This window comes from Aureimonas sp. AU22 (genome assembly GCF_001463745.1).
In the GTDB taxonomy this organism is placed as follows: Bacteria; Pseudomonadota; Alphaproteobacteria; order Rhizobiales; family Rhizobiaceae; genus Aureimonas.
In genome coordinates, this window is the sequence record NZ_BBWJ01000032.1 from 86,807 (window position 1) to 108,274 (window position 21,468).

Annotated in this window: 15 protein-coding genes and 1 pseudogene; 15 read left to right on the forward strand and 1 reads right to left on the reverse strand. The window is 65.5% G+C overall.

What is annotated here, in order from left to right; translation table 11 throughout:
• Window positions 1–122: 122 nt before the first annotated feature.
• The 15 genes and pseudogenes from deoC to AUL34_RS11150 all read left to right on the forward strand — a co-directional run bounded on the left by deoC (window position 123) and on the right by AUL34_RS11150 (window position 19,771).
• Window positions 123–1,052 carry a deoxyribose-phosphate aldolase gene (deoC, locus tag AUL34_RS11080; RefSeq protein WP_370539043.1) on the forward strand — a complete coding sequence of 310 codons (930 nt, stop codon included), beginning with the start codon at window positions 123–125 and terminating at the stop codon, window positions 1,050–1,052.
• 2 nt (window positions 1,053–1,054) lie between these two features.
• Window positions 1,055–3,445, forward strand: coding sequence for an aldehyde dehydrogenase family protein (locus AUL34_RS11085; RefSeq protein WP_061933775.1), 2,391 nt, complete (start codon window positions 1,055–1,057; stop codon window positions 3,443–3,445).
• Between the two features lie 1,034 nt (window positions 3,446–4,479).
• Entirely contained in the window at window positions 4,480–5,670 is a 1,191-nt protein-coding gene (locus AUL34_RS11090) for a carbohydrate kinase family protein (protein WP_061933776.1), read from the forward strand.
• A gap of 32 nt (window positions 5,671–5,702) precedes the next feature.
• The gene (locus AUL34_RS11095) at window positions 5,703–6,455 is read left to right on the forward strand and encodes an ATP-binding cassette domain-containing protein (protein WP_061933777.1); all 753 of its coding nucleotides are present in this window, start codon (window positions 5,703–5,705) and stop codon (window positions 6,453–6,455) included.
• Between the two features lie 62 nt (window positions 6,456–6,517).
• The gene (locus AUL34_RS11100) at window positions 6,518–7,504 is read left to right on the forward strand and encodes an autoinducer 2 ABC transporter substrate-binding protein (protein ID WP_082653309.1); all 987 of its coding nucleotides are present in this window, start codon (window positions 6,518–6,520) and stop codon (window positions 7,502–7,504) included.
• A 171-nt stretch (window positions 7,505–7,675) separates the two neighbouring features.
• Window positions 7,676–8,593: an ABC transporter permease gene (locus tag AUL34_RS11105; protein WP_192845732.1), complete on the forward strand. Its 918-nt coding sequence runs from the start codon at window positions 7,676–7,678 to the stop codon at window positions 8,591–8,593.
• Window positions 8,590–9,570 (forward strand): ABC transporter permease, encoded by a 981-nt coding sequence (locus AUL34_RS11110; RefSeq protein WP_061933779.1) that lies wholly within the window; start codon window positions 8,590–8,592, stop codon window positions 9,568–9,570. Before AUL34_RS11105 ends, AUL34_RS11110 begins: the two co-directional genes overlap by 4 nt.
• Entirely contained in the window at window positions 9,571–10,533 is a 963-nt protein-coding gene (locus AUL34_RS11115) for a carbohydrate kinase family protein (protein ID WP_061933780.1), read from the forward strand.
• Window positions 10,526–11,506 (forward strand): hypothetical protein, encoded by a 981-nt coding sequence (locus AUL34_RS11120; protein ID WP_061933781.1) that lies wholly within the window; start codon window positions 10,526–10,528, stop codon window positions 11,504–11,506. Before AUL34_RS11115 ends, AUL34_RS11120 begins: the two co-directional genes overlap by 8 nt.
• Window positions 11,503–12,519 carry an SIS domain-containing protein gene (locus AUL34_RS11125; RefSeq protein WP_061933782.1) on the forward strand — a complete coding sequence of 339 codons (1,017 nt, stop codon included), beginning with the start codon at window positions 11,503–11,505 and terminating at the stop codon, window positions 12,517–12,519. The genes AUL34_RS11120 and AUL34_RS11125 overlap by 4 nt, the downstream gene beginning before the upstream one ends.
• 879 nt (window positions 12,520–13,398) lie before the next feature.
• The gene (locus AUL34_RS11130) at window positions 13,399–14,562 is read left to right on the forward strand and encodes a sugar ABC transporter substrate-binding protein (protein ID WP_082653311.1); all 1,164 of its coding nucleotides are present in this window, start codon (window positions 13,399–13,401) and stop codon (window positions 14,560–14,562) included.
• A 129-nt stretch (window positions 14,563–14,691) separates the two neighbouring features.
• The gene (locus AUL34_RS11135; protein ID WP_061933915.1) at window positions 14,692–16,227 is read left to right on the forward strand and encodes a sugar ABC transporter ATP-binding protein; all 1,536 of its coding nucleotides are present in this window, start codon (window positions 14,692–14,694) and stop codon (window positions 16,225–16,227) included.
• The gene (locus AUL34_RS11140) at window positions 16,224–17,204 is read left to right on the forward strand and encodes an ABC transporter permease (protein ID WP_061933783.1); all 981 of its coding nucleotides are present in this window, start codon (window positions 16,224–16,226) and stop codon (window positions 17,202–17,204) included. The genes AUL34_RS11135 and AUL34_RS11140 overlap by 4 nt, the downstream gene beginning before the upstream one ends.
• Complete coding sequence (locus tag AUL34_RS11145) at window positions 17,201–18,190, forward strand: ABC transporter permease (RefSeq protein ID WP_061933784.1); 990 nt, start codon at window positions 17,201–17,203, stop codon at window positions 18,188–18,190. The genes AUL34_RS11140 and AUL34_RS11145 overlap by 4 nt, the downstream gene beginning before the upstream one ends.
• 2 nt (window positions 18,191–18,192) lie before the next feature.
• Window positions 18,193–19,771 (forward strand): annotated as a pseudogene (locus tag AUL34_RS11150) (isochorismatase family protein).
• Between the two features lie 300 nt (window positions 19,772–20,071).
• Here the strand turns inward: AUL34_RS11150 and AUL34_RS11155 are convergent.
• Complete coding sequence (locus tag AUL34_RS11155) at window positions 20,072–21,454, reverse strand: aspartate aminotransferase family protein (protein ID WP_061933785.1); 1,383 nt, start codon at window positions 21,452–21,454, stop codon at window positions 20,072–20,074.
• Window positions 21,455–21,468: the final 14 nt, after the last annotated feature.

Below are 21,468 nucleotides of genomic sequence, written 5' to 3' on the forward strand. Positions count from 1 at the left end.
AACATAAAGGCGCGGCCCTTCGCGCCGGATGGAAGGAGGTCTGGATGCCGGTCCATGCGATCGCATCGCCGGTTCGGCCATCGGGTGCGCAGCCCCATGCCGAACTGCCGCGCAACGAAGGCATGCCGCTCGATCTCGGCTGGTTGTCGGCGACGAGAGTGAATCTCTCCGCCGCCGAGCGGCGCGTCGCGACGCTTCCCGGCCGCCGCAGCGTCAAGAAGGACGCGCAGGCCGCCTGGCTCCTGAAGGCCGTCACCTGCATCGACCTGACGACGCTTTCCGGCGACGACACCGAAGGGCGCGTGCGCCGGCTCTGCGCCAAGGCCAGGAACCCGGTGCGACAGGACCTGCTCGACGCGATGGCGATGGGCGACCGGGGCATAACCACCGGCGCGATCTGCGTCTACCATCGCTTCGTGGCGGCGGCGGTGGATGCGCTGAAGGGCTCGGGCATCCCTGTCGCGGCCGTCTCCACCGGCTTTCCCGCGGGTCTCGCCCCGCATGACGTGAAGCTGCGCGAGATCGAGGCCTCGGTCGCGGACGGCGCGGCCGAGATCGACATCGTCATCACCCGCGAGCACGTGCTGACGGGCAACTGGCAGGCGCTCTACGACGAGATGCGGGACTTCCGCCGTGCCTGCGGCCCGGCCCATGTGAAGGCGATCCTGGCGACCGGCGATCTCAAGACGCTGCGCAACGTCGCCAAGGCCTCGCTCGTCTGCATGATGGCGGGGGCCGACTTCATCAAGACCTCGACCGGCAAGGAGGGCGTCAACGCGACGCCGCTGGTGACGCTCGCCATGCTGCGCCAGATCCGCTCGTATCACGACGCGACGGGCTTCATGGTGGGCTACAAGCCGGCCGGCGGCATCTCGGCCGCCAAGGACATCCTGACCTACCAGTTCCTGATGAAGGAGGAGCTCGGCCGCCGCTGGCTGGAGCCCGACCTCTTCCGCATCGGCGCCTCCAGTCTTCTCGCCGACATCGAGCGCCAGCTCGAACATCACGTCACCGGCCGGTACTCGGCCTTCAACCGGCATGCGGTGGGATAGTCATGAACGTGGCGCACTACTTCGACACGATGGATTACGGTCCGGCCCCGGAAGCCGATGGCCCGGCGCGCGAGTGGCTGTCGCGGCACTCGGACGGCTTCGGCCACTATATCGACGGCGCCTTCCGCCCGTCGGATGAGGGCGGCAGCTTCGAGACCTTCGAGCCGGCGACGGGCAAGTCGCTGGCACGGCTCGCCTCGGGAACGGTGGGGGATGTCGATGCGGCGGTCGCCGCCGCGCGTCGGGCGCAGGGGCCCTGGGCCAAGCTCGGCGGCCACGGCCGGGCCCGGCACCTCTACGCGCTGGCCCGCATGGTGCAGCGCCATGGCCGGCTGCTCGCCGTCCTGGAGGCGATCGACAACGGCAAGCCGATCCGCGAGACGCGTGATCTCGACGTGCCGCTCGTCGCCCGCCACTTCTACCACCATGCCGGCTGGGCGCAGCTGCAGGAGAGCGAGTTCGTCGGTTATTCGCCGCTCGGCGTCGTCGGCCAGATCATTCCCTGGAACTTCCCGCTCCTGATGCTCGCCTGGAAGATCGCCCCGGCGCTGGCGCTGGGCAACACGGTCGTCCTGAAGCCGGCCGAATACACGTCGCTGACGGCACTTCTGTTCGCCGAGCTCGCGAGCGAGGCGGGCTTGCCGGACGGGGTCCTGAACGTCGTGACCGGGGCCGGCGAGACGGGCGCGGCGATCGTCGAGCACGCCGGCATCGACAAGATCGCCTTCACCGGCTCCACCGAGGTCGGCCGGCAGATCCGCGAGAGGACGGCGGGCTCGGGCAAGCGCCTGACGCTGGAGCTCGGTGGCAAGTCGCCCTTCATCGTCTTCGAGGATGCCGATCTCGACGCCGCCGTCGAAGGCGTGGTGGATGCCATCTGGTTCAACCAGGGCCAGGTCTGCTGCGCCGGCTCGCGGCTCCTCCTGCAGGAGGGCATCGCGCCCGAGTTCGTGCGTCGCCTGAAGCGGCGCATGGAGGTGATGCGCGTCGGCTCGCCGCTCGACAAGGCGGTGGACATGGGCGCGATCGTCGATCCCGTGCAACTGGCCCGCATCGAGGAACTCGTCGCGGCCGGCGTCCGGGAAGGCGCGGTGCTTCATCAGGCGCCGGTCGCGATGCCGGAAGGCGGAGGGTCCTTCTATCCGCCGACGCTGCTTACCGAGGTGCATCCCTCGTCGATCGTGGCGCGCGAGGAGATCTTCGGGCCGGTCGCGGTGGCGATGACCTTCCGCACGCCCGACGAGGCGGTGATGCTCGCCAACAACTCGCGCTACGGCCTTGCCGCCAGCATCTGGAGCGAGACGGTGGGCCTTGCCCTCGACATCGCGCCGAAGCTGCAGGCGGGCGTCGTCTGGATCAACGCCACCAACCTCTTCGATGCCGGCGTCGGCTTCGGCGGGTATCGCGAGAGCGGGTTCGGCCGAGAGGGCGGCCGCGAAGGCGCGCTCGAGTATCTGAAAGCCAATGCTTGGGGCCGGCGCCGCCCGCGCGAGGCGGTCTCCGCATCCGATTTCCCGCAGGCGGGACCGCGCGGCTTCGAGCCGCGCGCGATCGACCGCACCGCCAAACTCTTCGTCGGCGGCAAGCAGGCGCGCCCCGACGGCAACGGCTCGCGGGTGATCCGCTCGGCCACGGGCGCGGTGATCGGCGAGGTCGGCGAGAGCAACCGCAAGGATCTGCGCAACGCCGTCGCAGCGGCGCGCGCCGCCGAGGGGTGGTCGCGGGCCTCGACGCACAACAGGGCGCAGATCCTCTATTATCTCGCCGAGAACCTCTCGGCCCGCGCCGAAGAGTTCGCCGCGCGCATTGCTCTGGCGACCGGCGTCGAAAGCGCGAAGGCATCAGTGGAAGTCGACATGGCGGTGTCGCGCCTCTTCACCTACGGCGCCTTCGCGGACAAGTTCGATGGCGCGGTGCATTCGCCGCCCCTTCGCGGCGTCGCGCTGGCCATGCACGAGCCGATCGGCACGGTCGGGGTCGTCTGCCCCGACGAGGCGCCGCTGCTGGCCTTCGTCAGCCTCGTCGCGCCCCTGATCGCGACCGGCAACCGTGTCGTCGCCGTGCCGAGCGAGCGCCATCCGCTCAGCGTCACCGATCTCTATCAGGTCTTCGAAACCTCGGATCTGCCGGCCGGCGTCGTCAACATCGTGACCGGCAGCCGGGAGGCTCTGGCCAAGGATCTCGCCGCCCACGACGATCTCGACGCGCTTTGGGTCTTCGGCTCCAAGACGGCGTCGCGCGAGGCGGAGCGCCTGTCGGCCGGCAACCTCAAGCGCACGCTCGTCGACAACGGCCTCGCGCTGGACTGGGCCGATCCCGCCGCGGCCGAGGGGCGCATCTTCCTGAACCATGCGGTGCAGGTGAAGAATATCTGGATCCCCTACGGAGACTGATCCTCGATGAAATCCGTCGGGATCTCCCCTGGACGCGGGATGGAGTCGAACGCGTCCAGGCAGATCGCTTCGCAATTCGGTGCGGCATCGAAAGAGATGGTCAGTTCCGGCCTATGGCGGATCGGATAGCGATGATCCGGTCGTGTTCGGTGTCGTTGAGCGCCATGCCTTCGGCCTGATCCTGATGCCAACCATGGGATAGCGCTGACGCAGTTCGACGGCGTCTCGGGGTTGACGCAGGTCCCACGGCTTGGCGTCGTGGAAGGGGCTTTCGACTGCAGACTTGCGGCTTGGACAGCATGCGTGGTCGTGCCGCCGCCTCGACGAACCGGTCCCTCGTGCTTCTTCGCAGTCCATGGAAATGGACCGGACCATCCAAAACCGCGATCGAGCGGCGATAGGAACGACATTGTCGGAGGTCTGGACCGACGCCGCGCCAACGACGGCCGTGCGCAATCGACCGTCGGTATAGACCGGCACATGGCATGTGCGGCCGACGATCCGCTTGGCACCGTTGCGACCGCGTGGCCCGCCGCTCTTGACGGTCCGGGCCGTCCGTCTGTCCATGCCCCACCGCGATGGGCGAAGCTTGGCGGCTGAATCGCTCCAGATCGGCCGGGATCGACCTGATGGCCAAGACCTTCGAGCAGGCTCGTTACGGAAGCGGCGGAACCAGTCCCAGACCCTGCTGCGCGCCAGAAAGCGTTGGGGTGGCGTACACTGGCGGCCACACGCCGAAATCCCGGGGCATCGAATACCTTCACGGGATCTGCCGAACGCCAGCCGCTCAACTCTTTCGGGTTGGCTGCCCATGATGGGTGTTGCTCTGGCCTGTGCTCGAACAGGCGACCAAGCCCAACTGCCGACGATTTTGCAACGCAACATAATTGAAGATATTCAATAAAACGGCGCGAGATTGAGCAGTTATTTCCTGATTTTGGGGAAAATATCCGCTTGCACGCAGCAAAATCGTATGTTCATCTTGAAGCGCTTCAATCGAGAAGATTGAAGGCTCCTGGCATTTGGGTGGAAAGATGGATCGGCGCAGACCCACGATTGCCGATGTCGCCAGGACGGCTCGCGTGTCCGTCGGGACGGTCTCGAACTACCTCAACGGCACGGCGAACGTTCGCCCGGAGACCAAGTCGCGTATCGATCAGGCTGTCCAGGATCTAGCCTACCGCAGAAGCACGTTCGCCCGCGCCCTTTCCCTGGGCGGTGTTCTTCGGGTGAGCGAGCATCGTTCGACGATGCCGCGCCTCGTCGTCGTCGGGTACATCAGCGTGGACTACATGTGCCGCGTTGACGTTCTGCCGCACCGCGATGACCGGGTGACCGCTCAGCGTATCGAGAAGGCTTTGGGCGGGCCGGCGGCGAACCTGGCGGTTGCCGCGGCCGGTATCGGCTCGAACGGAACGTTCGGAATGGACGTCGAGCTTGCGACGGCTCTCGGCGACGATCCCGATAGCGACTGGGCCTTGGGCGAACTGGCGCGCAAGGGCGTACATGCCTTCCCGATCCGCCGTCCCGTCAACAATCGTCTGTCGCGCTGCATCGTTTTCATCGAACCGAACGGCAGCCGAACCATCGTGAACGAGCCTTTCGAACTCTCGGACGTGGATCTGGCGGACCATGTCCGGCTCGCTCCCGAAGAGCGGCCGCGTTGCCTTCATATCGAAGGCTACCACTACGAACGGATGCACGAATCCATCGAGCGCTTTCGACAGGCGGGATGGAAGATCACCCTGCATTCCGCCGGACTGCCTGCGAGTGCCAGAACGCCCGAAGGGTTCATGGATATCGTCGCCCGATGCGACGTGACCTTTGCCGGGCATGCCTTGATCCGCGAGATCTTCGACTTTCGCATGTCCGACGAGGAGCTGCCGCACGCAGTCGCGGATCGGCTTTCGAAGATGAAAGCGCGTGGGCACTTCGTCTTGACGCTCGGCCCGTCCGGTGCCGTCGTGTTTCCGGCAGAAGGGAGCGCTCCGGTCCGTGCGGCCGCGCTGCCGGTTCGCGTCATCGACGCCACGGGGGCGGGCGACAGCTTTGCCGGCGTCTTCCTCGCCTACTGGCTCAACGGCGCCAGCCTGGAGGCCGCCGCTCGCTTTGCCGCCGCGGCGGGCAGTCTGACGACGACCGCGGAAGGCGCTCAGGGCGCCGTGGCCTCGCACGAGGATCTCCTGGCCAGCCTTGCCGACAGGCCGCTTCGACGCGCGTCCTGAGCAACTGCCGAAGACGACACAAGGATCGAGCAATGGTTTTCAGAATGTCCGGCATCGTCAAGCGCTTCGGCGGATTGACCGCCCTCGACCATGTGGACTTCGCCGTAGCGGGCGGCGAGGTGATGGCGCTCGTCGGCGACAACGGTGCCGGCAAGTCGACCCTCATCAAGACCATGTCGGGAGCCCATGCGCCGGACGAAGGTACGATCGAGATGGAAGGGCGGCAAGTCCGCTTCCGGTCGCCCCAGGAGGCCTGGGAAAGCGGGATCGCTACCATCTACCAGGAACTGGCGCTGGCGGGAAAGATGACGGTGGCCGACAACATCTTCCTCGGCCGAGAGATCAAGCGACCTGTCCTCGGCATTCCGTTTCTCGATCGCGCCGCCATGCGCAAGCGGACGAGCGAACTTCTGCATCAGCTGGACGTCCACGTTCCCAGCATCGACTCCTGGGTGGAGTCGATGTCCGGAGGGCAGCGTCAGGGGGTCGCCATCGCGCGTGCTCTCAACATGGACGCCCGGCTGATCATCATGGACGAACCCACGGCCGCGCTTGCCGTCGCCGAGGTCCGCAAGGTGCTCGACTTCATCAAGCGCCTGCGGGAGCAGAAGAAGTCGGTGGTGCTCATCTCCCACAACATTCAGGACGTGTTCGAGGTCTCGGATCGGATCTCGGTGATGCGTCACGGGCGCTGCATCGCCGTGCGCGAAACCAGGCAGACCACGCCGCAGGAAATCATTGGCCTCATCACCGGGGCGCATGAGGTGCGGGCCGTCGCGTCCTGAGGACCAGAAGGGCGGTTGGCCCTGCGTTAGCCAGTTCAACAACGAGAGCAGAGGTAGCAGTCATGAAATCCGCATTCACGACGTTCACGATGGGTCTGCTTGCTGCAGCCGCATTCGCCACGGGCGCGCTGGCGCAGGAAAAGACCCGTGTCGCCTTCGTGCCTCAAATCCAGGGCATTCCTTACTACGTGGCCATGGAGCAGGGCGCCGCGAAGGCCGCCGCTGCGTTCGACGTGGATTACACGCAGCAAGGCCCGACCAGCACGAATTCCGCCGACCAGCTGCGCATCTTCGAAAGCTTCGTCAACCAGGGCGTCGACGTCATCGGTGTGTCGCCGGTGGATGTGGAGACCCTGAAGCCCGCCATCGCCAAAGCGCGGGCCGCAGGCGTCCATGTGATCACATCGGATGCCGATGCCGCTGGAAGCGAGCGCGAGTTCTATGTCGCTCAGGCGCTCGACCGCGATCTCGGCTACACCATCCTCGATGAAATGGTGAAGCGCACCAGCCCGAACGCGAAGATCGCGATCATTTCCGATGCGCCGACCATCGCCAGCCTCAACGCCTGGATCGCGGCGATCCGCGAGCGCGCCGAAACCCAGTATCCCGAACTCGAGATCGTGTCCGTCGACCACACGGACGGCACCGCCGCGCGCGCATTCCAGTTTGCCACGGATGCGATGACCCGAAACCCCGATCTTGGCGGCATCATCGGCATCGCTTCCACGACGTGCCCGGGGATCGGCCAGGCCGTGGAAGCTGCGGGACGTCAGGGCCAGATCGTCACGACCGGATTCTGCTCGCCCAATACCGTGAAGGATTATGTCCTCAGCGATGCCATGACGTATTCCGTGCTGTGGAACCCGGCCGATCTCGGCTACCTCACGGTCTGGGCCGGCAAGCAGGTGGCCGATGGAAAGCCGTTCGAGGCCGAGCCGTCGGTCGAAGGGCTCGATGCCAAAGTGCGTTGGATGCCGGACGAGAAGACCCTGCTCCTCGGTGCCCCGGCGGTGTTCACCAAGGAGAACATCGAGCAGTTCGACTTCTGAGCCGACGAGCCGGGTGTTCCGTCCTGGGACGCCCGGCTCATGGTCGCAGGTCTGCGCATCCGTGACCGTTCCCGCAGCGTCGGTCACGACAAAACTTCGAGGCTATTCATGACATCTGTGGCGGATCCGCGCCCAACCCTGCGTCTGGTATCGCCGACGGCTTCCCGTGAGATGGCGCTTCTGGTTGCGATCCTGGTCGTCGGCGCCGTCTTCACGATCGCCTCGCCGTACTTTCTGACCGTGAACAACCTTGTCCAGACGTTGCGCGCGGGGCTCGAGCTGTCGATCGTCGCAGCGGGAATGACCCTCGTCATCATCATGGGCGGGATCGACGTCAGCGTCGGCGGCATCCTGGCGGTGTCCGCCATCGTGATCGGCAAGTCCTATCAGGCTGGGCTGCCGGCCTACCTCGTCGCGCCGCTCGGGCTTTTCGCAGGCACGACCTTGGGTGCCTTCAACGGCTTGATCATCACCAAGCTCAAGGTGCCGGCGATCATTGCGACGCTCGGCAGCATGTACGTCTTTTCCGCCATCATGTTCCTTGTGATCGGCGGTGCCTGGATCTCGGGACTGCCGGGCACGCTGTCGCCTCTGGTCAACGGATGGATCGGCTTCGTTCCTGCCTCCGCGATCGTGATCGCTGCCGTCTATCTCGCGGCCTGGATCGTCCTGCGCAAGATCCCGTTCGGCAACCACGTCTATGCGATCGGTTGCAGCGAACAGTCCGCGCGGCTCGTCGGTATCAACGTCGATCGCACCCGGATCCTGACCTACGCCTTCCTCGGCTTCCTGGCGGGTCTTGCGGCGCTTCTCTATGTGGCCCGGCTTCGCAACGTGGAGATCAACATCGGAACCACGATCGCTCTGGAGGCCATCGCCGCGACCATCCTGGGCGGGACCAATATCCGCGGCGGCGTCGGCAGCCTGCTTGGCACACTTCTGGGCGTTGCCTTCATTCGCATCATGCAGAACGGTCTCGTTCTCACCGGCATCTCCTCGCTGTGGGAAACCGTGATCATCGGCTCGCTGCTCGTGGTCGTCCTCACCGCCGACGCACTCCGCAACCGCAACAATCCGAGGGCGCAATGACCGCTCGCAATTTCGGCCTTCGCGCATCCGACCCCCTCAAGGCTCGGCTGCTTCTTCTGGTGGCTCTCCTGATCGTGTCGATCGGGGTGATGAGCGTCCTGTCGCCCTACTTCCTGCAGGCGAGTACCGTACCGTATCTGCTGCAGTATGTGCCGATCCTGGGTCTGCTCGGGCTTGGTCAGACACTGGTGATTCTGGCCGGCGGGCCAGGGATCGATCTGTCCGTCGGCTCGATCGTGTCTCTGGTCAGCGTCGCTGTCGGCGCGTTGTTCTCGATCGGCGTCGATATCTGGCCGGCCTGCGCGATCGGACTGGCGTTTGGCGCGGTTCTTGGTCTCGTCAACGGATTGTTGGTCAACGTCCTGCGCATCCCCTCGTTGATGGCGACCCTGGCGACCATGTTCGCCTTCGGCGGGCTTGCGCTGGCCACCACGGCCGGTCGTCCGATCGGAGGCTTCCCCGCCGAGTTCGCATGGCTCGGGCAGGGCCGCACGCTTGGGCTGCCCAACGCCTTTCTGTTCGTGCTCCTTCCCGTTGCGGCGATACTGCACGTCATGCTGACGCGCACAACGATTGGACGCCATATCATCGCGGCCGGGAACGACGATCGAGCAGCCCATCTGTCCGGGCTGAACGTGGTGCGGATACGCGTCGGACTGTATGTGCTGTCCGGTTTCCTTTCGGCGCTGGGTAGCATCATCGCGCTTTCATGGTTTCTGGCTGCGCGTCCCGACGCGGGCAAGGGCATGGAGCTGCTGGCCGTGACCATCGCCGTTCTCGGCGGAACCCACATCTTCGGAGGCACCGGAGGCATCCCGGGAACGATCGTGGCGATCCTTGTCGTCACCACTCTCCAGATCGGTCTGCAACTGGCCAACATATCCGCCGCGTGGCAGCTGGGAGTGATTGGCCTGCTTCTGATCGCCTCGGTGTCGAGTGTGGCGGGCTTGCCGTTGCCCAAGCGCAGAAAGATCTGAATGTCGGCTATCGATGTGCTTTGCATCGGGGACCTCGACGTCGACCTGTTCGTCTCGGTTCCCGAGATCCCGGGTTTCGACCAGAAGGTCGCCGGGTTCAATCATGGGCAGAAAGCGGGGGGAATGGCCGCCAACTGCGCCGTCGCGGTTTCCCGGCTCGGTCTCAGGAGCCGTCTGATCTCGGCTGTCGGCGCCGATCCGGCTGGCGGCTTCGCGCAGGAGTGCCTCAAGCACGATGGGGTTGATCTCGACTTCCTCGCTTGGCGGGGCGACGCGCCGACGTTCATGTGCATCGTGCTCCTGTCCCCGGCCGGCGAGAAATCCCTCATCAGGCTGGAAACGGACGCCTATCTTCCTCGCGTTTCCGATCTCGTTCCGGAAGCCTTCGAGGACGTGCGCCATGTGCACGTGACGTACGGCTCGCCGGAATTGTCTCTGGCCGCCCTGCGGATGGCGATCGAGCGAGGCATGTCGACTTCGATGGATCTCGAACCCCCCGATATCGCGCGCAATCCTTCTCTCCTGCGGACCGTCCTGCCCCTCGTCGATACGCTGTTCCTCAACCGAGAAGCATATGACGCCGTGCGCGGGGTTCTGGGAGAATCGCTCGAGCCAGATCGTCTGCGTCCCGCCGGCGAGATCGTCGTGACGCTCGGCGCAGAGGGGTGCCGTCGTCTGACCGCGGCGGGAAGCGATTTCGTGCCCGGTTTTGCCATCGATTCCGTGGATACGACCGGTGCCGGAGATTGCTTCGCCGGGGCCTATCTGGTCGCGGGCTTGTCGGGGATCGCCGGCGACGAACGGCTGCGTTTTGCCAACGCGGCCGCCGCTTTGTCCACGCGTCGGATGGGCGCCCAGGCAGGCATGCCGATCCGCGGCGAGTTGGACGATTTCCTGGCGAGCCGGCGGACGTCTCGATCCGACAAGCATGGTTTTGAAGTCAAGGGAGCTGCTCGTGCCTGAGCGACGTTTCGAACACCTGAACGAGGTTCGGCAAGCCGGGCTTTCCGCGCCCGACGAGCAAACGATGCACTTCCTGTGGCAGATCGTGGACGAAGGGGTGCTGGGCGCCAGCCGGCATGTGGAGCTCGGCAATCAGCTGATCCTGCACCTCATCGGGCAGGGAAGCGAGGGGCTGCAACGCGCCCGTCTGGTTGCTGCCTTCATCGCGCGCACGCGTGGGCAGGATACACCTGTCATCGGCAACAGCCTCACCCTTCTGCTTGCCGGGCTGGACGAGGTCGCTCCGGACGCGCAGGCCGACCTTCTGAAGCAGAGGGTGCTGGACTGGAGCCGTGCAGCCAAGGCCCGAAAGGAGCGCCTCGTTCAAGCCGCCACGCGCCATCTCGTCGGCAAGCGCGGCATCATGGCTTTCGACTACTCGAGCACGGTATCGGCTGTGGTGATCGAATTGGCCAGGCTCGATCCGGGTCTTCAGGTCGTCGTTCCCGAGAGTCGCGCCATCGCGGGCGGCGTACGCTACCTCGAAGAGTTCCTGCCAGCCGGCATCGACGTCCGGTTCATCCCGGACGCGGCGATCGAATATGGATTGGAGCGTTGTGATGCGGCCTTGTTCGGTGTCGAGACCCTTCGCTGCGACGGCAGCTTTTTGAATACGATCGGCAGCCGGATGATCGCACGGCTGGCACAGGGGATGGGTGTCGAGATCTTCGGTGCGACGGATCTCCTCAAGCTCGACACACGCAGCTACGACGGTCACCGACCGGCCCCCGCGACACGCTCCTATGACAAGGTTCTGACGGACGGCATGGCGATCTCAGGCGCAGGGCGCGTCGACACGCGCGCGCCCGAACTCGACGTCATACCCGCGGCACTGACGAGCGCCCTCCTGACGGAGTTCGGTCCCGTCCCTCCGGCTGCGATATGGGCCCTTGGGCGCAGCGCCTTCAAACTCAATGACGGGTCGGCAATATGAACGAGATGATGGCGCGCGAGATCGCCGCGCAACCCGAACTGCTCCTATCGATCCAGTCCGAACTGGCACAGATCTGCGATGGGCTGCCCCGGCCGAGCGGGCGTATCTTCGCCGGTGGCTGCGGCGACTCCGCTTTCGCTCCGAAGGCATTGGCCGGCGTGTTCCGCAGAATGGGAACGCCGATCGCTGCCTGCAGCTCCATGGATCTCGTCGGCTTCGTCGATCTCGACCCCAGCGACACGATCATCCTGTCGTCGATATCGGGAGGAACCAAGCGCAGCATCGAAGCGGCGCGAGCGGCGAGCGAGCGGGGCGCGCGCGTCATCGGCGTTACCTGCAACGGCGAAAGTGCGCTTGCCGCGCTTGCCGACCAGACAGTTGTGTTGCCGTTCAAGCCCTTGAGCCGAAAGACGCCGCATACGCTCGACTACGCTGTCACGCTCCTTGCGCTGGTGGAGATCGCAAGGAGTTTCGCTCGCCTTCCGTCCGACGCTACCCGCTCGGTCCTGCACGGATTGCCGATGTCTTTGACAGACGCCGAGACCGAAGCGTCCGGAGTCGCTGCGTCGTGGCAGAATGAAAGCCGACTTTTCCTTCTGGGCGCCGGCCCGGGATTGGGAACGGCGGAGTACGGCGCTGCGAAGTTCCATGAGGCCGGCGGTCTCGTCGCCATCGCCGCCGAAACGGAAAACTTCGTGCACGGCATGAACTTCATGCTGGAGCCCGCCGATCTCCTCGTGGTGTTGGGTGGATCTGACGTGGCGGAACGGCGGGGACGCGAGGTCGTCACCGCGTTCGCAAAGCTGGTGTCGAAGGCGCATCTGCAGGTGCCGCCGGACGGAGCGCCGTCCTGGCAGGCAGCCTTTGGGTCGGTGCTTCAGCAGACATTCTTCCTGCAGTCGCTATGCCTGCGTGTCGCCGACCATCTGCGGCTGGCTTTGGAAGAGCCGCGGGCTGGGCGATCACTGGGTGGGGCTCACTTCGCTGCGCAGTCGAGCGTTATGGCGTCCTGAGATTTCAGGGCCCCTCGTGAAGGGGACGAGTGGCCGGCGTCCGACCGACTCCGTGGAGATGATCGGAGGGCTCTTGGAGACGGGCACGCGGACGCCAGCCGCCCGAGCGCCGTGCAAGGAGCGCCCTTCGGGCGATCCGACCGCCGTCGAAGGGCGTCGATGGAGCCCGTGCTGCCGACGGCGGCTCCGATCGGTCGGCCTCGGGCTTGGCGGGGGCGGGAAATCGCCAACGCGCGGTAGGGGACCCCACCAACGCATTGCCAAGATTGACGGTCTCCATCCGGTCGCCATGGACGCGAACCTGCTCTCCTCCGGTTCTCCATCGCAATGGCTTGATATCGGACCGGATGGGCCGGCTGCATTTCAGCTGTTGGCCGTGGCCGGCCCATGAGTGCCATCTGCTATTTTCGCTATTGTTGTTTATTTATGGACTAAAAATAGGAAATCGTACTAACAAGAATGTTTACTGTATTTTTCAGGAGATGTTAAGAAACAAAGAAATATCTTCTCGATAAGTATAATTCGAGTGATCGTGACCGATAATCACCCGATATCTGCGGATTGACCGGACTTTATCTTGGCGGCGCGTGGCTTGCCAGGTGTGCGGGCAGTCTGCGTCCTTGACCTCAACCAATGCAAATAGAGTGCGGGGGGGAACAGTAGAAATTCCCTTGCCGCTTCGACAAGAGTCGTATCCTAATAAGCTTGTCTAAGTTTTCGAGGAGGGCTGGGAGGCGGCCTCGAAGCTCGTTCCGAGGTGTCCGGCAGGCTGCGGTCGATGCGTGTGCGCTGAGTGACTGGTCTTGGAAGACAGCCCCGTTGTCCCAAGGGTAAAGGCGATGGGGATCGTTTGATCGTATCCTGGGGAGGAACCATCACATGACAATCCAGCTCACAGCCTTGAAGAACCGATGCGCCGTCGGTCTCGTCGCAGCCTTCGCAACGACCGCGGCCGTGCTGGCCATCACGGCCGGGGCCCGGGCTGCCGGTCCCGAGATCGTCTCCGGTCCGAGCGCCGATCCCGAATGCTACAAGCCGCTGACCGCCGAGACGAAGTTCTTCCAGTATGCGAAGAAGGAAGGGCCCTATCGCATCGCGCTCGCCAACGGCTTCATCGGCAATACCTGGCGCATCCAGATGGTGCAGACTGCGAAGGCCTATGCCGAGCAGCCGGAGGTGAAGGCCAAGCTGAAGGAATTCAAGGTGGTGTCGACGGGGGACGACGTCGCGGCTCAGATCGCCGCCGTCGATAACTTCATCAACTCCGGCTACGATGCCGTTATCGTCAACGCGCAGAACCCGACGGCCTTCAAGCCCGTGATCAAGCGGGCCAAGGCGGCCGGCGTGGTGTTGGTCGCCTTCGACAACACGCTGGACACCGACGAGGCGATCAACGTCAACGTCGACCAGAAGGGCCTCGGCAAGCTCTGGGGCGAGTGGCTGGTGAAGAACGTGCCCGGCGGCAAGGGCAAGCTCCTGGAAGTGCGCGGCGTGACCGGCACCTCGGTCGACCGCGACCGGCACGATGGTATTCAGGAGGTGCTCGCCGCCTCGCCGGGCCCATGGGAGAGCGTCGAGGTCGTCGGACGCTGGGACGACGGCACCGCTCAGAAGGTCGTTGCCGACGCGATCGCGGTCCACAAGAAGTTCGATGGCGTGTCCGTCCAGGGCGGCTCGACCGGGACGGTCCGCGCCATGATCGACGCCGGCCATCCCTTCGTGCCGGTCGGCGGCGAGACGGAGAACGGTTTCCGCAAGCTTTGCGCGGAGCATTCCAAGGACGGGTTGAAGTGCACGTCGGCCGGCAGCGGTCCGGCCCAGGTCGCCGTCGCGATGAAGACCGCGCTCGCTGCGCTCGACGGACAGGTCGTACCGCAGTCGATAGCCTTGCCGCTGTCGATCGTGTCCGACCCCGACTTCAAGGACGGCGAGAACTTCTACTCCAAGGAGACCGACAACTTCTTCGTCGGCAATTCCTTTCCGACCTGCGGCATCAACTTCACCGCGCAGGAGATCATGGGACAGAGCCAGGCCAACCAATAGGCTCGGCCGCAGCAAGTCCGGACCGGCGGTCGCTCCCTGCTGCCGCCGGTCGCCGTTCCACGACCTTTGTCGGAAAGGGCGTCTTCGTTGCGCGATCTCTCCATCTTGTCCAACGCGGATCCGGACACGATGTCCTCGCCCGCGGACTTCGAAGCGGTTCCGATCCTCGAGTTCCGCGGCGTGTCCAAGCGATACGGCGGCGTCGCGGCCCTGACGGGCGTCGACTTCGCCGCGCGCCGCGGCATGATCCACGCCGTGCTCGGCGAGAACGGCGCGGGAAAGTCGACGCTGATCAAGATCGCCTCGGGCGTCACCGATCCGAGCGAGGGCGAGATCCTTGTGGAAGGGCGGACGGTGAGCTTCCGCAACCCGACGGAGGCGATGGAGGCCGGCGTCGTCTGCGTCTTCCAGGAACTCTCGCTGATCCCGGATATGACGGTTGCCGACAATCTCTCGATCGTCGATCCTCCCCGTCGCTTCGGCCTGATCTCCGGGCGTGCGCAGCGACGGCGCGCCCGCGAACTTCTGGCGCTCGTCGGCTGCGAGGACGTGCATCCCGGCGAGTTGGTCAAGAACCTGCCGCTGTCGCGTCGGCAGATGGTCGAGATCGCGAAGGCGCTCGCCAAGAAGCCGAAGGTGCTGATCCTCGACGAGGCGACGTCGGCCCTGACGACCGAGGACGTGAAGCGCGTGTACGCCATCATCCGGCGGCTGCGCAGCGAGGGCGTCGCGATCCTTTACGTCTCCCATCGGATGAAGGAGATCGAGGATCTCGCCGATGCGGCGAGCGTCTTTCGCAACGGCCGGCATATCGAGACCTTTCGCAAGGGCGCGCGCTCGGTCGACGAGATCGTTCAGATGATGATCGGGCGCGAGGTGACGCATCCCTACCCCGATAAGCCTGCCCCGTCCGGCGACGCGCCGGTCGCACTTTCGGCCCGCGGCCTGTCCTGGGGACGCGAGCTTCGCAGCGTTTCCCTGGAGGTCCGAAAGGGAGAGATCGTCGGTCTCGGCGGCCTCGACGGCCAGGGCCAGCGCGAATTGCTGCTCGCTCTGTTCGGCGTTCTGAAGAACGTGTCAGGCGCCATCGAGGTCGCAGGCAAGCCCGTGAGCTTCACGGGACCGCGCGCGGCGATGCGCTGTGATCTGCCGCTGGCTCTCATCCCGGAGGATCGCAAGACCGAAGGCCTGATGCTGCCGATGAGCGTCGAGGACAATATGAGCCTCGCCGCTCTGTCGCGGTTCCAGCGCGGCCTCTCCATCGATCGCAGCCGTGAGGCGGCCGCCATCGCGGAGATGGTGGAAGGTCTGAAGGTCAAGGCCGGCGATCTCCGCGCGCCCGTCTCCAACCTTTCCGGTGGCAACCAGCAGAAGGTCGTCCTCGCGAAGTGGCTGATGACACGCCCCGGCATCGTGCTTCTCAACGATCCGACGCGCGGGATCGACGTCGGCACCAAGCAGGAGATCTACCGACTGCTGCGCGATCTTGCCGGGCAAGGTCTCGCCGTTCTCCTCTACTCCACCGACTATGCCGAACTGATCGGCTGCTGCGACCGCGTGCTCGTCATGTATGGCGGCCAAATTGCGCGCGAACTGTCCGGCGACGGTTTGAACGAGACGACGATGATCGAGACCGCGCTGAACGTCGGGGAGCGCGCGGCATGACGGACCTCGGATACTTCGTTCGGCACCAGCGCGGACTTCTCGGCGCCATCGCGCTCTTCGTCGCGATGTTCTCGATCTACATCGCGAACCATCCCGTCGGGCTGACGCCGGCGGTGGCGACGACGGCGGCCAACAAGGCGGTGCTTCTTGCGCTGGTCGCGATGGCGCAGACGCTGCCCGTCCTGACGCGGGGGCTCGATCTCTCCGTCGGCATGGTCTTCGTTCTCGCCAACTGCCTCGCCTCGACGCTGGTCGTCGGAACGCCTTCGGAAGGGGCTCTCGGCATTCTGGTCGTTCTCGGCGTGGGAGCGGTGGCCGGGTTCCTCAACGGTGCGATCGTCGTCTTCGGGCGGCTGCAGCCGATCATCACCACGCTCGCGACGGGAGCGATCTTCTACGGCCTTGCGCTTCTCGTCCGGCCGGGTCCGGGCGGTGACGTGCAGTCGGACATTGCCGATCTCCTGACGGGGCAGATCTTCGGCACCGTGCCAGCCGCGCTCCTCGTGCTGCTCGCGGTGGTGCTTCTGGTCTGGGTCCCCTTCCGACGTTCCGTGATCGGGCGCGCCGCCTACGCCACCGGATCGAACGAGCAGGCGGCCTACATGTCCGGGGTGCCGGTCGAGCGCGCCAAGCTTCTCGCCTACACGCTGTCGGGATTGCTGGCCTCGATCGGCGGCCTGATGCTGACGTTCAACACCTATTCCGGCGAGGCGTCGGCACCGATCGCGGGCACCTACACGCTGAATTCGATCGCCGCCGTGGTGATCGGCGGCACTTCGCTCTTCGGCGGCTGGGGGTCGGCCATCGGCTCGATCTTCGGCGCCTTCGTCCTGCGCACGATCGAGGATCTTCTCTTCGTCTTCGATCTCGATCCCTTGTGGCAGCCGCTGTTCCAAGGCGTCGTTCTGCTCGCCGCGATCTCGCTCGGCGCCTTTCGCGTCCTTCGCATCCGCAACCGGCTGGAGATCCTGGCATGAGCGCCACAGCGCCCCGCGCCGCCGGCCCGTCGCGCCTCGTTCGCCTCGGCCTCGACCGGTCCGTCCTCATCGCCTTCGCCTGCATCGTCGTGCTTCTGGCAGGCGGAGCACTCTACTCGCGCGAGTTCCTGTCGCCGGAGTACCTGCTCCAACAGTTGCAGATCAGCGCCTTCCTCGGCGTCATCGCTTCCGGTGCCATGATGGTCATCCTCATCGGGCATATCGATCTTTCGATCCCCTGGACGGTGACACTCGGTGCGATGATGGCGACGGCGGTGGCCGGATGGTACGGCACGCCCGGCGAGATCCTCGCCATTCCCGTCGGCATCCTCTGCGGTGCGTCGGTCGGGCTCGTGAACGGGCTCGGCGTCGCCTATCTCCGCCTGCCGTCGATGATCTTCACGCTCGGCATGAATGCGGTCGTGCAGGGCCTGATGGTTCTGCACACCGGCGGCTCGGCGCCGCAGGACCATGCGACCGACGCCATGCACTTCCTTGGCGTCGGCCGGCCGATCCTTGGCATTCCCAACGCGCTCTTCATGTGGATCCTTGTCGGGGCCGGGGTCATCTTCCTCCTCAACCGCACCGCCTTCGGCCGGCGGGTCTATGCCGTCGGCAACCGGGAGCGGGCGGCCTACCTGTCCGGCGTCGATACGAACGCCATCATCGTCGGCTGCTTCGTCCTGTCCGGCGCGGCGGCAGCCTTCGCCGGGGTCCTTCTCGCGGGCTACTCGACCAAGGCCTATCAGGCGATGGGCGACAGCTATCTCCTGCCGGCCATCGCGGCCGTGGTTCTCGGCGGGACGAACGTCCTCGGCGGGCGCGGCAACTACCTCGGCACCATCGCGGGCGTCATCCTCATCACGCTCCTGCAGTCGATCCTCTCGGTCATGCAGATGGAGGAGGCGGGCCGCCAGATCATCTACGGCACCGTGATCATCGCCATGCTGCTCGCCTACGGGCGCGGCGACCTCAACCGGAAATAGCCATGACGACACCGGCAACACCCAGCGGCGCGTTCGGCAGGCTGATCGATCCATCCGCGCAACTCCGCTGCCTCGGCACCGGCTTCGACTTCATCGAGGGTCCGGTCTGGCATCCGGTGGAGCGGCACCTTCTCTTCTCCGACATGCCGGGCGATGTGCGCCGGCGGTGGAGCGTGGAAGACGGCGTGGTCGAGGTCGCCAGGCCAACCAACAAAGGCAACGGCATGGCCTACGACGCGGCGTTGAACCTTCTCGTGTGTGAGCATTCGACATCCCAGGTCGTCCGCCTGCGTCCGGACGGATCGCGCGAGATCCTCGCCAGCCATTTCGAGGGGCGCGAACTCAACAGCCCGAACGATCTGTGCGTGCGGTCCGACGGGTCGATCTACTTCTCGGATCCCTGGTACGGGCGAATGCCGGGCTTCGGCGTCGAACGGCCGCGCGAACTGGGCTGGCAGGGCGTGTTCAGGATCCCCGCGGGCGGAGGGGAGCCGCAGCTTCTCGTCGAGCGCGACCTCTTCACCCAACCGAACGGCCTTTGCTTCTCTCCGTCGGAAGATCGTCTCTACGTCAACGACACGGTCCAGGCCAACATCCGGGTCTTCGACATGCGGACCGACGGCCTCCTCGGGCCTGGACGCGTCTTCGCCTCCGATATCCAGGAGGCGGACGTGCCCGGCGTTCCCGACGGAATGAAGTGCGACCTGGACGGCAACGTCTGGGTCACGGGCCCAGGCGGTGTCTGGATCTTCGATCCCGAGGGGCGGCACATCGGACGCGTCCGCGTCCCCGAAGAGGTCGCCAATCTCTGCTGGGGAGATGACGACGGACACACGCTGTTCCTGGCCGCCACGCATTCGCTGTTTGCCGTAACGACCCGCATCGGCTCCCGCCTCGAGCCGCACATGCGTCCCTGACGAGCGCCCTCGCCAGTGTCCGACGCCATTTGGAAGGAACGCCATGGCTACCGATGATCTCGTGCTCGATGCCGCCCGCTGCGTCCTCCTCATCCAGGATATGCAGAACGACGTCGTAGCGGACGGCGGTGCGTTTGCAGATTCGGGCGCCCCGGCCCACTGCCGCGAACAAGGAACCGTAGAAAACATACGGCGTCTCGCCGAGCGCTGCCGCGACCTCGGGATACCCGTCGTCCATGTCTGGTTCATCGTCGAGGCGAACGGCCTCGGGATGACGCGCAACGCGCCGCTCTTCACCGGAGCCATCGAGCAGCGTGCCATGTTGCGCGGTTCCTGGGGGGCGGAACCGGTCGCCGGCCTCGAAGCCCGACCGGGCGACCATGTCGTCGAGAAGAACCGCATGAGCGCGTGGGAAGGCACGCGGTTGGAGACGATCCTGAAGTCCGAGAAGCGGGATGTCGTCATCGACACCGGAGCCTGGACCAACATGTCCATCGAGCACACCGCCCGCACCGGTGCTGACAAAGGCTACGTCATTGTCGTCCCGGAAGACGCCTGCTCGACGATGAACGCCGATTGGCACCGCGCCTCCATCGATTTCGCCATGCGCAACGTTGCGGTGGTGACCACGACGGATGCGGTGCTGGAGGCGTTGCGTCCCTGAAAGCCGGTGCGATCCCTGTCGGCGGTGGGCCGACGAGGAATTTTTCGTGGCTGCGAGGAGCCGAGCGTCGGCTGGTCCTGCCCCGGACATCGGCTCACCACGCATTCGTCGCGACCCGGGCCATCTAACGGGGACAGGCCTCGGCCCGTGGGCGCTTTCGAGCCATGGAACGACGATTGTCGTCCGCTTTCGGGCGATTGCCGGAGACAAGCAGCTCTCGCTCGGCGATCGGGAAACCCGCCTGTTTCGAATGCGGATCTCCCCGGGGGCGGGGACGTGGGCGAATGCCCTCCGACGCTCTCAGGACATTTCGGCCATCACGGCTTCCACGGCCTCCGTGGTCTTCTGAACCACGGTGTCGGCTTCCTCCCGCGTCAGGCAGAAGGGCGGCGCGAAGCCGAGGATGTCGCCTTCGGGCATGGCTCGGGCGATGACGCCCCGCTCCAGAAGCGCGGCGGAGATGCGGGGACCGACCTTGGCCGAGGGGTCGAAGAAGCGTCGGTCGTCGCGGTCGGCAACGAACTCCACGGCGGCAAGAAGCCCCTCTCCGCGCACCTCGCCGACATTGCGGTGGCCGCCGAGAGCCGCCGACAGGCTCGAGCGGAAATGGGTGCCGACCGTTCGGACGTTGGCCAGGAGATCCAACTCGTCGATGAGGTCGAGATTGGCCACCCCGGCCGCCGCGCACAGCGGATGGGCCGAGTAGGTCCAGCCGTGACCGATGGGCCCGAGTTCGTCGGATCCCTGGACGAGGATGTTCCAGAGCTTTTCCGAAACGATCGTCCCGGACAGCGGCGCGTAGGCGGAGGTCAGACCCTTGGCGATGGTGATGAGGTCCGGCCTCATGCCGTAATGGTCGGAGCCGAACATCGTGCCGAGGCGTCCGAAGCCGGTGACGACCTCGTCCGCGATCAGCATCACGTCGTAGCGCTGGAGAACCGCCTGGATCTTCTCCCAGTACCCGGCAGGGGGCGGCACGATGCCCCCGGTGCCGAGCACGGGCTCGCCGATCATGGCGGCGACCGTCTCGGGACCCTCGGCGAGGATCGTCTCCTCCAGCTTGTCGGCGCAGAACTGCGAGAACTGTTCCTCGTCCATGGAGCGGTCGGGGCGGCGGAAGTAATAGGGCGCTTCCGTATGCAGGATCGGCGCGCGCGGAAGGTCGAAGGCGTTGTGGAAGAGCTTCAGTCCGGTGAGCGATCCCGTCATCACGCCCGACCCGTGATAGCCGCGCCAGCGCGAGATGATCTTCTTCTTTTCCGGCCGGCCGAGGATGTTGTTGGCATACCAGACGAGCTTGATGTTGGTCTCGTTGGCGTCCGAGCCCGAAAGACCGAAATAGACGCGGCTCATGCCCGCCGGCGCTCGGTCGACGATCATCTTGGCCAGCCGGATCGAGGGCTCCGAGCCGTGGCCGACATAGGCGTGGTAGTAGGGGAGCTTGCGGGCCTGCTCGGCGATCGCCTCCGCGATTTCCTCGCGGCCGTAGCCGACGTTGACGCAGTAGAGGCCGGCGAAGGCGTCGAGGCTCTTGCGCCCGTTGCGATCGACGATCGTGCAGCCCTTGGCCCCGGTGATCACGCGCGTCGGCGTCTCCCCGCGCGCGTGCATGCCCATGTGGGTCGAGGGGTGGAAGAAGTGGTCGCGGTCGAAGGCGGTCAGGTCGTTGGCGTGGTCGAGCATTGCGGCTCTCCTTG

What these genes read in the sequence shown, in the direction of transcription:
- deoC (WP_370539043.1), top strand. Translation starts at nt 123, where the DNA reads ATGCCGCTCGATCTCGGCTGGTTGTCGGCGACGAGAGTGAATCTCTCC.
- AUL34_RS11085 (WP_061933775.1), top strand. Translation starts at nt 1,055, where the DNA reads ATGAACGTGGCGCACTACTTCGACACGATGGATTACGGTCCGGCCCCG.
- AUL34_RS11090 (WP_061933776.1), top strand. Translation starts at nt 4,480, where the DNA reads ATGGATCGGCGCAGACCCACGATTGCCGATGTCGCCAGGACGGCTCGC.
- AUL34_RS11095 (WP_061933777.1), top strand. Translation starts at nt 5,703, where the DNA reads ATGGTTTTCAGAATGTCCGGCATCGTCAAGCGCTTCGGCGGATTGACC.
- AUL34_RS11100 (WP_082653309.1), top strand. Translation starts at nt 6,518, where the DNA reads ATGAAATCCGCATTCACGACGTTCACGATGGGTCTGCTTGCTGCAGCC.
- AUL34_RS11105 (WP_192845732.1), top strand. Translation starts at nt 7,676, where the DNA reads ATGGCGCTTCTGGTTGCGATCCTGGTCGTCGGCGCCGTCTTCACGATC.
- AUL34_RS11110 (WP_061933779.1), top strand. Translation starts at nt 8,590, where the DNA reads ATGACCGCTCGCAATTTCGGCCTTCGCGCATCCGACCCCCTCAAGGCT.
- AUL34_RS11115 (WP_061933780.1), top strand. Translation starts at nt 9,571, where the DNA reads ATGTCGGCTATCGATGTGCTTTGCATCGGGGACCTCGACGTCGACCTG.
- AUL34_RS11125 (WP_061933782.1), top strand. Translation starts at nt 11,503, where the DNA reads ATGAACGAGATGATGGCGCGCGAGATCGCCGCGCAACCCGAACTGCTC.
- AUL34_RS11130 (WP_082653311.1), top strand. Translation starts at nt 13,399, where the DNA reads ATGACAATCCAGCTCACAGCCTTGAAGAACCGATGCGCCGTCGGTCTC.
- AUL34_RS11135 (WP_061933915.1), top strand. Translation starts at nt 14,692, where the DNA reads ATGTCCTCGCCCGCGGACTTCGAAGCGGTTCCGATCCTCGAGTTCCGC.
- AUL34_RS11140 (WP_061933783.1), top strand. Translation starts at nt 16,224, where the DNA reads ATGACGGACCTCGGATACTTCGTTCGGCACCAGCGCGGACTTCTCGGC.
- AUL34_RS11145 (WP_061933784.1), top strand. Translation starts at nt 17,201, where the DNA reads ATGAGCGCCACAGCGCCCCGCGCCGCCGGCCCGTCGCGCCTCGTTCGC.
- AUL34_RS11155 (WP_061933785.1), bottom strand. Translation starts at nt 21,454, where the DNA reads ATGCTCGACCACGCCAACGACCTGACCGCCTTCGACCGCGACCACTTC.